Annotated in this window: 11 protein-coding genes and 3 tRNA genes; 10 read left to right on the forward strand and 4 right to left on the reverse strand. The window is 66.6% G+C overall.

The features are described 5' to 3' along the window. Positions 1 to 24 precede the first annotated feature (24 nt). Complete coding sequence (locus tag ROV93_RS08225; RefSeq protein ID WP_072169141.1) at positions 25 to 2,355, reverse strand: TonB-dependent receptor; 2,331 nt, start codon at positions 2,353 to 2,355, stop codon at positions 25 to 27. A 497-nt stretch (positions 2,356 to 2,852) separates the two neighbouring features. On the opposite strand from ROV93_RS08225, the gene ROV93_RS08230 reads away from it, so the two are divergent. Beyond that, positions 2,853 to 2,928 (forward strand) — tRNA-Ala (locus ROV93_RS08230). Positions 2,929 to 2,990: 62 nt separating this feature from the next. On the opposite strand, the gene ROV93_RS08235 is transcribed toward ROV93_RS08230, so the two are convergent. Further along, positions 2,991 to 3,161 (reverse strand): hypothetical protein, encoded by a 171-nt coding sequence (locus ROV93_RS08235; protein ID WP_162838143.1) that lies wholly within the window; start codon positions 3,159 to 3,161, stop codon positions 2,991 to 2,993. Positions 3,162 to 3,320: 159 nt separating this feature from the next. On the opposite strand from ROV93_RS08235, the gene ROV93_RS08240 reads away from it, so the two are divergent. Beyond that, positions 3,321 to 3,806, forward strand: a complete 486-nt coding sequence (locus ROV93_RS08240) for a hypothetical protein (protein ID WP_072169140.1) — start codon at positions 3,321 to 3,323, stop codon at positions 3,804 to 3,806. A 6-nt stretch (positions 3,807 to 3,812) separates the two neighbouring features. Here ROV93_RS08240 and ROV93_RS08245 read toward each other — a convergent pair whose 3' ends face one another. Beyond that, on the reverse strand, positions 3,813 to 4,574 hold the full coding sequence (locus ROV93_RS08245; RefSeq protein ID WP_072169139.1) for an SDR family oxidoreductase: 762 nt from the start codon (positions 4,572 to 4,574) through the stop codon (positions 3,813 to 3,815). A gap of 132 nt (positions 4,575 to 4,706) precedes the next feature. Between ROV93_RS08245 and ROV93_RS08250 the strand changes: the two genes are divergently transcribed. Continuing rightward, positions 4,707 to 5,549, forward strand: coding sequence for a methylated-DNA--[protein]-cysteine S-methyltransferase (locus ROV93_RS08250; RefSeq protein WP_072169138.1), 843 nt, complete (start codon positions 4,707 to 4,709; stop codon positions 5,547 to 5,549). A gap of 44 nt (positions 5,550 to 5,593) precedes the next feature. Here the strand turns inward: ROV93_RS08250 and ROV93_RS08255 are convergent, their stop codons facing one another. After that, positions 5,594 to 6,619 (reverse strand): NADP-dependent oxidoreductase, encoded by a 1,026-nt coding sequence (locus ROV93_RS08255; protein WP_072169137.1) that lies wholly within the window; start codon positions 6,617 to 6,619, stop codon positions 5,594 to 5,596. A gap of 365 nt (positions 6,620 to 6,984) precedes the next feature. Here ROV93_RS08255 and ROV93_RS08260 point away from each other — a divergent pair. The 7 genes from ROV93_RS08260 to dxs all read left to right on the forward strand — a co-directional run bounded on the left by ROV93_RS08260 (position 6,985) and on the right by dxs (position 13,468). Beyond that, positions 6,985 to 7,060 (forward strand) — tRNA-Phe (locus tag ROV93_RS08260). Positions 7,061 to 7,131: 71 nt separating this feature from the next. After that, a tRNA-Phe gene (locus ROV93_RS08265) sits at positions 7,132 to 7,207 on the forward strand. A gap of 160 nt (positions 7,208 to 7,367) precedes the next feature. Continuing rightward, complete coding sequence (locus ROV93_RS08270) at positions 7,368 to 7,919, forward strand: lipocalin family protein (protein ID WP_005417806.1); 552 nt, start codon at positions 7,368 to 7,370, stop codon at positions 7,917 to 7,919. Between the two features lie 142 nt (positions 7,920 to 8,061). Next, on the forward strand, positions 8,062 to 8,538 hold the full coding sequence (locus ROV93_RS08275; protein ID WP_072169136.1) for an LEA type 2 family protein: 477 nt from the start codon (positions 8,062 to 8,064) through the stop codon (positions 8,536 to 8,538). Positions 8,539 to 8,602: 64 nt separating this feature from the next. Next, positions 8,603 to 10,393: an acyl-CoA dehydrogenase C-terminal domain-containing protein gene (locus tag ROV93_RS08280; protein WP_061478075.1), complete on the forward strand. Its 1,791-nt coding sequence runs from the start codon at positions 8,603 to 8,605 to the stop codon at positions 10,391 to 10,393. Between the two features lie 396 nt (positions 10,394 to 10,789). Then, positions 10,790 to 11,455 (forward strand): HNH endonuclease, encoded by a 666-nt coding sequence (locus tag ROV93_RS08285; protein WP_032954353.1) that lies wholly within the window; start codon positions 10,790 to 10,792, stop codon positions 11,453 to 11,455. A 105-nt stretch (positions 11,456 to 11,560) separates the two neighbouring features. Then, on the forward strand, positions 11,561 to 13,468 hold the full coding sequence (gene dxs / locus ROV93_RS08290; protein ID WP_072169145.1) for a 1-deoxy-D-xylulose-5-phosphate synthase: 1,908 nt from the start codon (positions 11,561 to 11,563) through the stop codon (positions 13,466 to 13,468). The last annotated feature ends 121 nt before the right edge of the window (positions 13,469 to 13,589 follow it).

Raw genomic sequence — 13,589 nt, forward strand, 5'->3', positions numbered from 1 at the left:
AAGTCCAGCCACCGTGGCAACGCCTTACCAGTTCATGTTCAGCGAGACACCGACGGTGCGCGGTTCGTTGTAGACCGCAGCCATGTAGTTCTCGATCACACCCTTGAGGTTCTTCTCGTTGGTGATGTTGCGCGCGAACAGCGCCACTTCGTAGGCACCGTAGTTGCCCGAGTAGCCGATCTTCAGGCCGCCTTCGAAATCACCCTTGGAGTTGAACTCCTTGCTGTCGTACAGCACGAAGCTGGTGTAGCCCTGCTTGTTCCAGTCGGTGGAGACGAACATGGTGCCGGCGTCGCTGACCGGGAAGTCGTAGCGGGCGGCCAGGTTGACGTTGTACTTCGGCGCGTTCGGCAGCGGGTTGCCGTCGATCTGCGCGAAGGTGTTGGCACCGACCTTGATGGTCGGGTCATTCACCGTGCACACCACCTGGCCGTTGAGGCCGCAGACCTGCGCGTAGACGCGCTTGTCCTTGATTTCGCTGTGCAGCAGGCTCAGGCCGGCGCTCAGGGTCAGGTTCGGGATCGGGCGCAGCTCCATGTCCGCTTCGAAACCATAGGCCTTGGCCTTGTCGGCGTTGAACAGCACGCCGTTGCCGTCCGAATCGTTGCCGTTGAGCTGGATGTCGTTGACGGTGTAGGTGAACGCGGTGGCGTTCAAGCGCAGGCGGTTGTCCCACAGGCTGCTCTTCACGCCTGCTTCCCAGGACAGGATGGTCTCGGAATCGGCGGTGGTGAAGTCGGCATTGAACACGGCCGAGCGGCCCTGGATGGTCGGGCCGCGGAAGCCGCGGGCGACCTTGGCATAGACGCTCACGTCCGGCGTGATCTGATACATCGCGCTCAGATCCCAGCTCGGAGTGGTGTCGGACATCTTGACGTCGGTGCGGCCCTTGTAGGTGACCACGCCAGCGGCAGTGTCAGCCGTCTTCAGCAGGCGGGTGTGCTTCTCGTCCCGGGTCTGGCGCAGGCCGGCCGTGACGGTGAACTTGTCGGTGAAGGCATAGCTCAGCTGGCCGAAACCGGCCCACGAGGTGTTCTTGTTGCGCAGGCGCACCCAGTTGTTCGGGTTGCGGGCCGCGCCCTGCAGGAACCAGGCGCGCTGGTAGAAGTCGGTGGTGTCGCTGCCGTTGAAGTAGAAGGCACCGGCCTGCCACTGCAGCGCGCTGTCGTCATGGCTGGCCAGGCGGAATTCCTGGGTCCACTGGTCCAGGTCACGGATGCGGCCCATCGACTGGCCGTAGCCGTTCGGTACGCCGTTCACCGGGAAGTTCACCGCAGCGCCGCCGTCGGTGTCGCCACGGCTGTAACCGGAGGTGGTCTCGTAGGCGGTGATCGAGGTGAAGTCGATCGCGCCGAAGTCGTAGCGCGCCTTCACCGAGCCGCCGTAGGTCTTGTAGGCCTGCGGGTTGTTGTCGGCTTCGTCGTAGGCGACCTGGTCGCGCGGCACGTCGGTCTTGTTCGAGCCCTTGGTCAGCGCACCGCGCAGGAACAAGGTCGAGGTGCCTTCGTAGTCACGGGCGTGGGCCGAGGCCAGGATCGAGAACTGGTCGCTCGGGGTCAGCAGCAGCTGCGCGCGTACGTTGCGGTCATCGAAGCCGCCCATCGCGTTCTTCTTCGGGCTGACCGTGCCGTCGGCACTCGGGCCCTTGTAGGTGTTGTCGACGTAGTCATCGCGGTGCTGGTACAGCGCCGACACGCGGAACGAGGCGATGTCATTGATCGGACCGCCGAAGCCGCCGTCGATCGACACGCTGTTGTAGGTCGCGTAGCTGGCGCTGACCCGGCCGGTGTAGTCCTGGGTCGGCTTCAGGGTGTCGAACTTGACGATGCCGGCGGTGGTGTTGCGGCCGAACAGCGAGCCCTGCGGGCCACGCAGCACTTCCACCTGGTCCACGTCATAGACCGGGTTGGACTTCAGCACCACGTGCTCCAGCACCACATCGTCCTGGATGATCGACACCGGCTGCGAGGCACCCAGATAGAAGTCGATATTGCCCAGGCCACGGATATAGAAGCGCGGGAAGATGCGGCCGGTGGTGGTTTCCGCATACAGGCTCGGCACGCGGCCGGACAGTGCCAGCAGGGTGTCGTCGCCGCCGGCGGTGAAGTCGCGCATGCGCTCGCCCTGCACCACCCCCACCGAAACCGGCACTTCCTGCAGGTTCTGCTCACGGTGTTCGGCGGTCACGGTGATCGTGTCCAGGCCGGTCGGGGTCGGCGCGCTGTCCTGCGCGGCGGCACCGAAGCTGCCGACCAGGGCCAGGCCGGCACAGGCCAGGGCCAGCGGATGGCGGCGGAAGGAAACGAAGGAAGACGACAGACCCGACAGGCGGCGGGAATCGGAATGGGAGGGCATGGAATGCTCTGAGGAGGCGTCCGTGCGGCCTGCGCGAGCCGGGCGGCAAAAAGGGGGGAAACTGCGCAAGCGGCCATTATCCCCCAAATTGTTACGATTTCGTTGCGCGGCACCCGAACCCGGCGAAACAAGCGGTTTCGGCACAGTCCGCCGGCACCACCCAAGGAAAACGGATCTGATCCCGAAGCTCCTGGCAGCCGGGTCAGCGCGACATCGACCCTCGCAAGTCGCCCGCGTGCGCGCTGCGAAACCAACTCTCGCCTTTACTTCTACGGCGCCGCGGCTTCGCGCTACGGCGTCGCGGCTTCGCGGAACGACTGCTCATTGCTGCCGCCCCCGGCATTGCCTTGCGCAACGCCTGGTCTCTGTCGAATTCGCCCTGCTGCGGCAGGCCCTGGCCTGAAACGGTCCGGGACGGCGGTGGATCCCGTCCCCGCCCCGTCCCGGCCGGGCGCTTGGCAAGCGCGGCGGGCGGCGCTACACTGAAGGCCTGCCGTGGGGCCATAGCTCAGCTGGGAGAGCGCGTCGTTCGCAATGACGAGGTCAGGAGTTCGATCCTCCTTGGCTCCACCACTCTTCAGAAGAACCCGCAGATCGCCATGATCTGCGGGTTTTTTCTTTTCAGCGCCTCCGGCTCAGGCCGGCTCCTGGTCACCATCCTTGCGTTGCGGGCCGCGCGAGTGCGCATCGCGCACCTGTTGATCGCGCTGCCCCGGCCGCTGCTTGGCCACATCGTCCTGCTTCCTGTCCTGGCGGCTTTCCTGGATACCCTGCTTCGGGTCCTGATCCCTGCTTTGCTCGTTCATCGAAAACTCCCTCGCCGGCAGCAGGCCAACGTTGCCACCACGCTAGAGGTTGCCGGGTGAGCCGCGGGTCAGTCCCATGCCAACATCGTGTGCAGGAAGCGGCTTGCCGACAGCGCCCCACGCGGCCAGAATCCGGGGCACCACGCTCACCTGTGTTCCATGCCCTCCCCTGCCCAGCACGCAGCTCACGCGTTGCCGATGCTCCTCAATGCGACCGACGGCAGGATCCAGCTCGGCAACCTGCCCGCATTGATCGGCCCCACCCTGTCACTGGACGAAGCGCGCGTCGCCTTTGCCCCTCTGGTGCGAGGGGAGCGCGATGTCGGCACCGGCTATCACTGGCTCAGCCTGCACCGGCTCAGCCTGGGCGGTGCGCCCGCTGGCATCAGCCTGGGCTTCCACGGGCAACGGCTCGACATGGTGACAATGAGCGTCGATCTGCCCGGTGCAACACTGGAAGACGGCTGGCCGACCCAGGCCGCGATCGATGCCGAAGTCGCTTTCATGCGGCGCACCTTGGCCACGGCACTGGGGCGCAAACTGGCAGGCGGCCACGCCCGCTTCAGCTGGGGCGAGGCCTGGGCCCGGTTCGACCCGAAGGGATTCATGGCCAGCAGCGGCATCCGCTACTCGCCTCGCGCGTGACGGCGCTCAGGTTCGGGTGATCGACACGCCGCCTTCAACGCGCATTGCGGTACCGGTAACGAAGCTGCTTTCATCGCTGGCCAGGAACAACGCCGCATTGGCGATCTCTTCCGGCTCGGCCATGCGCTTGAGTGCATGCAGCGAGCGCACGAAGTCGCGGGCATCGCCGGTCGGTGCGGCCTGCCGGCCCATTTCGGTATCGGTGCCACCGGGCAACAGCACGTTGCTGCGCACGCCGCGCGCGCCGTATTCGGCGGCAATCACCTGGCTCAGGCCTATCAAGCCGGCCTTGCTCGACGCATAGGCCGCCATGCCCGGGAAGCCGACGGTGTGGCCGACGAAGGTGCCGACAAACACCAGCGAGCCACCGCCGCGTGCCAGCAACGCCGGCAACTGGGCGCGTGCGGCGTGGAAGGCGGCATCGAGATTGGTGGCCATCACCTCGCGCCACGCATCCACCGGGAACTCTGCTGCCGGTGCACCGGGGCCGAGCATGCCGGCATTGTTGAGCGCGATGTCCAACCCACCGAATGACTGCTGGGCCAGTTCCACCAGCGCCGGTGCCGTGGCCGGATCAGCCACGTCCGCGGCATGCACCACCACCTCGCCACCGGCGGCGCGGATCTGCTCGGCCAGCACCAGCAGCGGCTGTGGGCGTCGTGCATTGAGCACCAGCTTTGCCCCTTCGGCAGCAAAGCGCAGCGCGCTGGCGCGGCCGATGCCAGCACTGGCACCGGTGATGAGGGCGATCTTGTTGTTCAGGCGCATGAGGGTGGTACCGGTTGTGGAGTGGCCACCACGATGCCGCGCCTCTCGCCTGCCGACACTCCGTTTCCGGGCCTCCCGACCCGGTGCAGGAAACGGAGTTTCCGTAGAACCGGCACGTGCCAGAATCCATCCATGGAAAGCGCCGCCACCACCGCTCCCGATGCCCGTGTCGAACGGGTCTGCCGCCATCTGCAGGCCAGCCTCGACGAGCCCTCGCTGCAGGCGTTGGCCGCCATCGCTGGCTGCAGCCCGACCCGGCTGCATCGCCTGTTCAAGCAGGCCACCGGGTTGACCCCGAAGCAGTACGCTGCAGCGCTGCGCGCCGATCGCCTGCGCAGCGGACTTCAGCAGAAGGAACGCATCACCGACGCCTTCCACGATGCCGGCTTCGGCTCCAGCGGACGCTTCTACGAGAACGCGCCGAAGCTGCTGGGCATGACGCCGAAGCAATGGCGTGCCGGTGGTCGCGGCGAAGTCATCCACTTCGCGCTTGCCGAAAGTTCGTTGGGCAGCGTGCTGGTGGCCAGCAGTGCCACCGGCGTCGTCGCGATCCTGCTCGGCGACGATCCGGAAGCGCTGCTGCAGTCACTGCAGCAGCGCTTCCGCCAGGCCGAACTGGTCGGGGCCGACAGCGGCTATGAGCAACTGGTGGCACAGGTGGTGGGCCTGGTCGAGGATCCCTCGCGAGGCGCCACGCTGCCGCTGGACATCCGCGGCACGGCGTTCCAGCAACGTGTATGGCAGGCGCTGCAGCAGATTCCGCGTGGACAGACGGCCTCATATGCGGAGATCGCCGCGCGTATCGGCGCGCCGCGATCGAGCCGCGCGGTGGCACGCGCCTGCGCAAGCAATCCGCTGGCTGTGGCGGTGCCCTGCCACCGGGTGGTGCGCCGCGACGGCGACCTGTCCGGCTATGCCTGGGGCGTGGCACGCAAGCGCGAACTGCTGCGCCGGGAAAAGGTCGCCAACGGCTGACGCGACCCGCAAGCCGCCGACCTTGTCCGGCACCGGCCAAGCCCTCAGTCCAGCTTCACCACCAGCTTGCCGAAGTTGTGCCCCAGCAGCAGCCCGAAGAACGCCTCCGGTGCATTTTCCAGCCCTTCCACTACATCCTCGCGGTACTGGATGCGGCCCTCACGCAGCCACTGCGCCATCTCGCGCTCGAAGTCCGGCCACAGGTGCTTGAAGTCGTGCACGATGAAACCGCGCACGGTCAGGCGCTGGCGCAGGATCTGGCTGAACAGCGCCGGCAGGCGGTCCGGGCCAGGCTGCGCGACACCACGATTGTTGTAGGTGGCGATGGTGCCGCACACCGGAATGCGGGCGAAGTCGTTGAGCAACGGCAGCACCGCGTCCAGTACATGGCCCCCGACGTTCTCGAAGTACACGTCGATACCCGCAGGTACCGCCGCGCGCAGCTGCTCGGCAAAATCAGCCGCGCGATGATCCAGCGCCACATCCACGCCCAGCGTTCGCAGATAGGCACGCTTGGCCTCGCCACCGGCGATGGCAACTACGCGCGCGCCCTGCAGCTTGGCCAACTGCGCCACGGTCGCGCCGACCGGCCCCGTTGCGGCGGCCACCACCAGCGTCTCTCCCGGCTGCAGGCGGGCGATTTCATGAAGGCTGGAATAGGCGGTGAAGCCCGGCATGCCATACACCCCCAGCGCCGTACTCAACGGCAGCCCGGCCGGGTCCAGGCGGCGGCCCAGCGCCTTGGCTGGCAGCACGGCGTGGGTCTGCCACCCGCCCGGCGCCAGCACCCGTTCGCCCACTGCGACCCCCTCAGCCCTGGATTGCACCACCTCGGCCACGGTCTGGCCTTCCATCACAGCCCCCACTGCCACCGGCGCGGCATACGACGGTCCCTCATCCATGCGTCCACGCATGTACGGGTCCAGTGAGAGATAGCGATTGCGCAGCAGCACCTCGCCGTCGCCCAAGGGCGGCAGCGCGGCCTGCTCCAGGCGGAAATTGGCTGCGGCGGGCGCCCCCTGCGGACGCGACGCCAGCACGATGCGGGTGGTGGTCGATGAGTCGGACATGACGACGGTCTCTGCTGTTGCCAGCATCAGGAAAGGAACGCCGACACTACGCCGCAGCGTTCCCCCATGGCGGTCACGAAAACAGCGTTCCATGTCCGGTATCGGTGCCGTCCACGCGCAGGCCGCGCCACGCCGCGTTTGTCGATCACCGTGGCCCGCTGAATTCCGCCGCACGCGATGATCACCGCGCCGCCGCGCCCGGTTGAATCGGCATCCAGCGCGCCCCCCGCTCCGCGACGGCGGATCAAGTACTTGCGCCTGCGCAGACGGCAATGTGAAGGTTTTTTGCCAAAATGCTTGCCGTAGGCGGCTGACCTCCGTAATATGCGCGTCCTTGGCAGCGACCTCGCTGCAATGAACTACGTGGCCGAGTAGCTCAGTTGGTAGAGCAGGGGATTGAAAATCCCCGTGTCGGCGGTTCGATTCCGTCCTCGGCCACCACGTTCGACAGCCTGCAGAAATGCAGGTCTTTTTTTCGGGAATCGCAGTTGATCGTGATTGCCACACAGTTTGGCCGAGTAGCTCAGTTGGTAGAGCAGGGGATTGAAAATCCCCGTGTCGGCGGTTCGATTCCGTCTTCGGCCACCATCTTTCGAGACCTGCAGAGATGCAGGTCTTTTTTTTGTCCGTGCTTCGCGCACTGCACGAATGGCGGATGCGGCGCCTGCGCACACGCCCGGTTGACGAAACATTTACACCGGCATGCGCGGCGGCACCTACGCTCCAGACTCCTGCCTGGAGCCTGACGATGCCTCTGCGCCCCGCCCTGTTCGCCTGCCTGCTGCTGGCCGCTTTCCCGGTGATCGCCACTGAACCTGTGCGCGCGGTCGAGCGCCTGGACATCGATCGCTACGCCGGCCAGTGGCACGAGATTGCGCATCTTCCGGTCTCGTTCCAGAAGCAGTGCGTGGGCGAGATCACCGCCAACTACGGACTGCGCAGCGATGGCCGCATCAGTGTCACCAACGCCTGCCGCAACGGCGACGGTGAGCGCGTGGTCGCCGAAGGCGTGGCTCGCGCGGTGGCCGGCCATCCCGGCCAGTTGCAAGTGCGCTTCGCGCCGGACTGGCTGAGCTGGGTCCCGCTGGTCTGGGCCGACTACTGGGTGCTGGCGCTGGATCCGGACTATCAGTGGGCGCTGGTCGGTGAACCGGACCGGAAGTACCTGTGGATCCTCTCGCGCCTGCCGGAAATGGATCGCGCACGCTTCGAAGCGCTGAAAGAAAAAGCCGAGGCCATGGGCTACGACCTGCGCCCGCTGCGCCTGATGGCCCCGCTTCGCGATACGCCCGCCGATTGAACCGCGTCGCAACCGCGGCGCCGCGCACGCCCGGCCACCATCTTCACGCGCTACCCTCTGCGACGGGTCGCCACAGGCGATCCAAACGACCATACGCCGTAGTATGCTTATTCAAACGCACCCCTCCAGAGGACTTGCGCCCATGCTCCACCGTTTCCGTATCGCCTTGATTGTCCTGTGCACCCTCGCCCTTGTTGCCTGCAACAACGGCATCGTCAAGCGTGTTTCGGAACCGGCGGCCAGCCTGCAGCAGCTGACCGTGCGTGCCGACGGCAACTGGACCGTGGCCCTGCGCCTGCAGAACTTCAGCTCGATGCCGATGACCTTCGATGACGTCTCGCTGGCGCTGACCGTCGGCGACAACGAAGCCGGCACCCTGCAGGCCAAGCCCGGAATCTCCATCGGCGGCACCTCCGCCGACGTCATCAATGTCGACCTCGTGCCCAGCTCGGCCGCGCGCCTGGTGGTGGCCGATGCGCTGGCCAGCAACCGCACCCTGGCCTATGGCCTGAAGGGAACGGTGGCGGCCACGCCGCAGGAGAAGAAGCAGCGCAGCTTCGACATCAGCAGCCGCAGCACCCTCAACCAGGCCCCCGGCCTGCCCGGCGTGCTGCGCTGAACCCGCCTTTCGTGGCGGCGCCCGGCGCCGCTCTCCCCTGCCCTGATCAAATCGAGACGTACCGATGAGCAGCTACACCGCCCCGCTTTCCGACCTCCGTTTCGCCCTGCACGACGTGCTCAAGGTCGAACCCCTGTTCGCCCGCCTGGGCTTCACCGACGCCACCGCCGACGTGGTCGATGCCGTGCTGGAGGAAGCCGGCCGCTTCAGCGCCACCGTGCTGGCCCCGCTCAACAGCGTCGGCGACGAGATCGGCTGCGTGCTCGACCAGGCCACCGGTGAAGTGACCACCCCGCCCGGCTTCAAGCAGGCCTACGACCAGTTCGTCGATGGCGGCTGGACCGGCCTGACCGCCTCGCCGGAGCTGGGCGGCCAGGGCCTGCCGCACACCCTGGGCGTGCCGCTGAACGAAATGATCAACGCCGCCAACCTGGCGTGGGGCAACTTCCCGCTGCTCTCGCACGGCGCGATCGAAGCATTGAAGCAGCACGGCGAGGCCTGGCAGCACGAGGCTTTCCTCAAGCCGCTGATCGAGGGCCGCTGGACCGGCACGATGTGCCTGACCGAACCGCACTGCGGTACCGACCTCGGCCTGCTAAAGACCAAGGCCGAGCCGAACGCCGATGGGAGCTATTCGATCACCGGCACCAAGATCTTCATCACCGCCGGCGAGCATGACCTGACCGGGAACATCGTGCACCTGGTGCTGGCCAAGCTGCCCGACGCTCCCCCGGGTGCCAAGGGCATCTCGCTGTTCGTCACCCCGAAGTTCAAGGTCGACCGCGACGGCAACGTCGGCGAGCGCAACGCACTGCGCTGCGGCTCGATCGAGCACAAGATGGGCATCAAGGGGTCGGTCACCTGCGTGATGAACTTCGATGGCGCGCAGGGCTACCTGGTCGGCCAGCCGCACAAGGGCCTGCAGGCGATGTTCACCATGATGAACACCGCGCGCCTGGGGGTCGGCCTGCAGGGCATCGGCCTGTCCGAGCGCGCCTACCAGAACGCGCTGAAGTACAGCCGTGAGCGCCTGCAGTCGCGCGCCCTGAGTGGTGCAAGGTTCCCTGACAAGCCGGCCGACCCGATCCTGGTCCACCCGGATGTGCGTCGCATGCTGCTGACGGTGAAGTCGCTGGTCGAAGGCAGCCGCCTGCTGGCGCTGCACGCCGCAACCCTGATCGACGTCGCCCACCATGCCGAAGATGCGGCCGAGCGCGAGCGCGCCGACACCCTGGTGAGCTTCCTGACCCCGATCTCCAAGGCCTGCCAGACCGAATGGGGCATCGAGAACACCTACAACGCCCTGCAGTGCTTCGGTGGCCACGGCTACATCCGCGAACACGGCATGGAACAGCTGGCCCGCGATGCCCGAATCACCACGCTGTATGAAGGCACCACCGGCATCCAGGCGCTGGACCTGATCGGCCGCAAGACCGCGTCCAGCCAGGGCGCCGGCCTGAAGCTGATGCTGGCCGAGATCGAAGCCTTCGCCAAGGAACACGAGGGCAACGAAGCGCTGGCCGAGTTCATTGGCCCGCTGCGCGCCAAGGCCGCCGAATGGGGCAAGCTGACGATGGATGTGCTCCAGCGCGCGGCCGGCAATCCGGACGAACTGGGCGCGGCCAGCTACGACTACCTGTTCTATTCGGGTTACGTGGTGCTGGCCTACTGGTGGGCCCGCAGCGTGGCCGCCGCCGATGCCAGCGCGCACGGCGCCGCCTTCGCCCAAGGCAAGCGCGAGACCGCGCGGTTCTACTTCGCCCGCGTGCTGCCGCGCACCCTCAGCCACGCCGCCGCGATCCAGTCCGGCGCCGCCCCGCTGATGGCGATGGACGACGAGCGATTCGGCGTCTGAGCCGGGCTGCCGCCCGGCACCCGCGGTAGTGCCGGCCGCTGGCCGGCAACCGCAACAGCAACAGCTGCATCCCGGTGGATGGCGGGGCGGTGTGGCCTGGCAGGACACGCCGTAAACCCATCCATGGGGGCTCGATGGCGCCATCCATGGCGCCAACGGTCCTGCCACCCCACACCGCCCCGCCTCTGACAGTTCCCCGCGAACTGCCGTAGATCCACGCCACGCGTGGATGAGAACCACCGGAATCCATCTGGAGAAAAGCCCCCCTTTGTTAAGGAGGGCGCACCGACAGGTGCGGGGGATAGGAGGAATGCGCGGACCTGAATGTTGACGATTTGTGTATCGCCTGTCGGCGATACACAAATCGTCAACATTCAGGTATAAGCTGTTCTCCCGATGGAGACAGACACTACACGCTTGGGTCTGATCGAAGCCGGAGCTCCGTTTTCTGCTCCGGGCGCCGAAGCATCGCCCAACGCCACGACGCTGCATCGCCCCGGTTCGGTCCGGCTGCTCTCGCTTGATGCCCACGGACGCGTACTGGACTGGATCACCTGGCAGGATGCGGCCTGCCTCTACGCCCGCGAGGCAGTGGCCTGGACGCTTGGCGATCCCTGCCTGCACATCCACGGTGGCACCAACCGCTTCAGCGGCCTGCAGAGCGGCATGGACCTGCACCCGATCATTGCTGCCCGCGGCCACGCCCGCTCCCGCGCGATCGACCCGACGCCGAACCTGACCAATCAGGCCCTGTTCGCCCGCGACGCCCATCTGTGCATGTACTGCGGCCAGCAGTTCACCCGCCCGACGCTTACCCGCGACCATGTCATGCCGCTGTCCAAAGGTGGCCTGGACTGCTGGGAAAACGTGGTCACCGCGTGCTTCCACTGCAATTCGCGCAAGAGCGACCGCACCCCGCAGCAGGCCGGCATGCCCCTGCTGGCAGTGCCCTACCGGCCCAGCTGGATCGAGCACCTGATCCTGTCCAACCGCAACATCCTGGCCGACCAGATGGCCTTCCTGAAGGCGCAGTTACCCAAGCGCTCGAAACTCAGCACCTGAATGCCCGAAAATGCAACCCTCACCGTCCTGTCACGGACGGCGGCGTTTGCTTGCCCCACCCCCGTTTGAGGGCGAAAATGGGCGTTCAGAAAAAGTGCGAACATGATGATCGACTCTGCCCGCTATCCCCGCCTCGCGCGCATCCAGACACCGGATGACCTGCGCACGTTCGACGAATCCGAATTGAGGGCGGTCGCCGACGAACTGCGCGCCTACCTCATCGAATCGGTGGGCAAGAGCGGAGGTCACTTCGCCGCCGGCCTGGGCGTTATCGAGCTCACCGTGGCCCTGCACTATCTGTACCAGACCCCGGTCGACCAGCTGGTGTGGGACGTCGGCCATCAGACCTACCCGCACAAGATCCTGACCGGCCGCCGCGACGAGATCCATACTGTCAAGCAGAAGGACGGTGTCGCGCCGTTCCCGAAGCGCGAGGAAAGCGAGTACGACACCTTCGGCGTCGGCCACTCTTCCACCTCGATCTCGGCCGCGCTCGGCATGGCCATCGCCCGCCAGTCCGAAGGCGACGACCGCAAGGTTGTGGCAGTGATCGGTGACGGCGCGATGACTGCCGGCATGGCATTTGAGGCGCTGATGCACGCTGGTGGCATGGAGCCGGAGCCGAACCTGCTGGTGATCCTCAACGACAACAACATGTCGATCTCCGAGGCAGTGGGCGGCCTGACCAAGATGCTGGGCCGAGCGACCGGCAGCCGTACGCTCAACGCGCTGCGCGAAGGTGGCAAGAAGATCCTCGGTGACAAGAAGAACAACCCGGCGCGTTTCGTGAAGCGCTGGGAAGAACACTGGAAGGGCATGTTCGTGCCCTCCACGATGTTCGAGGAAATGGGCTTCCACTACACCGGCCCGATCGACGGCCACGACATGCCGGCCCTGTTGTCCACCCTGAAGACGCTGCGCGCCTCCAAGGGCCCGAAGCTGCTGCATGTGATGACCACCAAGGGCAAGGGCTACGAGCCGGCAGAAGGCGATCAGATCGGTTACCACGCCGTGGGCCCGTTCGATCCGGACAAGGGCCTGGTGGCCAAGGCCGGGGCCAAGAAGCCGACCTATACCGATGTATTCAGCGACTGGCTGTGCGATGCCGCCGCCGCCGAGCCGCGCCTCTACGGCATCACTCCGGCGATGCGCGAAGGCTCCGGCCTGGTGCGCTTCAGCAAGGAATACCCGCAGCGCTATTTCGACGTGGCGATCGCCGAGCAGCACGCGGTCACCCTCGCCGCCGGCATGGCCACCCAGGGTGGCAAGCCGGTGGTGGCGATCTACTCCACCTTCCTGCAGCGTGCGTACGACCAGCTGGTGCACGACGTGGCAATCCAGGATCTGGACGTGCTGTTTGCGATCGACCGCGCTGGCGTGGTCGGTCCGGACGGCGCGACCCACGCCGGCAACCTCGACCTCAGCTTCCTGCGCTGCGTGCCGAACATGGTGGTGATGGCACCCTCCAATGAAGCCGAGTGCCGGAAGATGCTCAGCACCGGCCTGCAGCACCCGGGTCCGGCTGCCGTGCGCTACCCGCGCGGTACGGGTACCGGCGTTGCGGCCGGCACCGACCTGTCGACCCTGCCGATCGGCAAGGGCGAGCTGCGCCTGCAGGGCAACCGCATCGCCCTGCTTGCCTTCGGCAGCACCGTGCCCGCCGCCGAGCAGGTCGGCCGCGAACTGGGCCTGAGCGTGGTCAACATGCGCTTCATCAAGCCACTGGATCGCGAGCTGGTGCTGGCCATGGCCGCCCAGCACGAGGGCCTGGTCACGATCGAAGACAACGTCGTGGCCGGTGGTGCCGGTTCCGGTGTCGGTGAGCTGCTCAATGCCGAAGGCGTGCTGCGTCCGATCCTGCACCTGGGCCTGCCCGACAGCTACCAACACCACGCCAGCCGCGAGGACCTGCTGGCCGAAGCCGGTATCGATGCGGCCGGCATCCGCGCCGCCGTGCTCAAGCGTTGGCCACAGCTGGCCGCAGGCAGCCCGCCGCTGAGTGCCGCGGGCTGAGGCCGATCAGGAATCCACGCATCACGGGAAGGTGCAGCCGAAGGCTCGCACCTTCCACGGTGGAAGCAGGTGGTTCCACGCCATGCGTGGATGGCCGAACCCCGCAGGCCTGCCCCAGCAG

Source organism: Stenotrophomonas maltophilia group sp. msm4, from assembly GCF_032025605.1.
Taxonomy (GTDB): domain Bacteria; phylum Pseudomonadota; class Gammaproteobacteria; order Xanthomonadales; family Xanthomonadaceae; genus Stenotrophomonas; species Stenotrophomonas sepilia.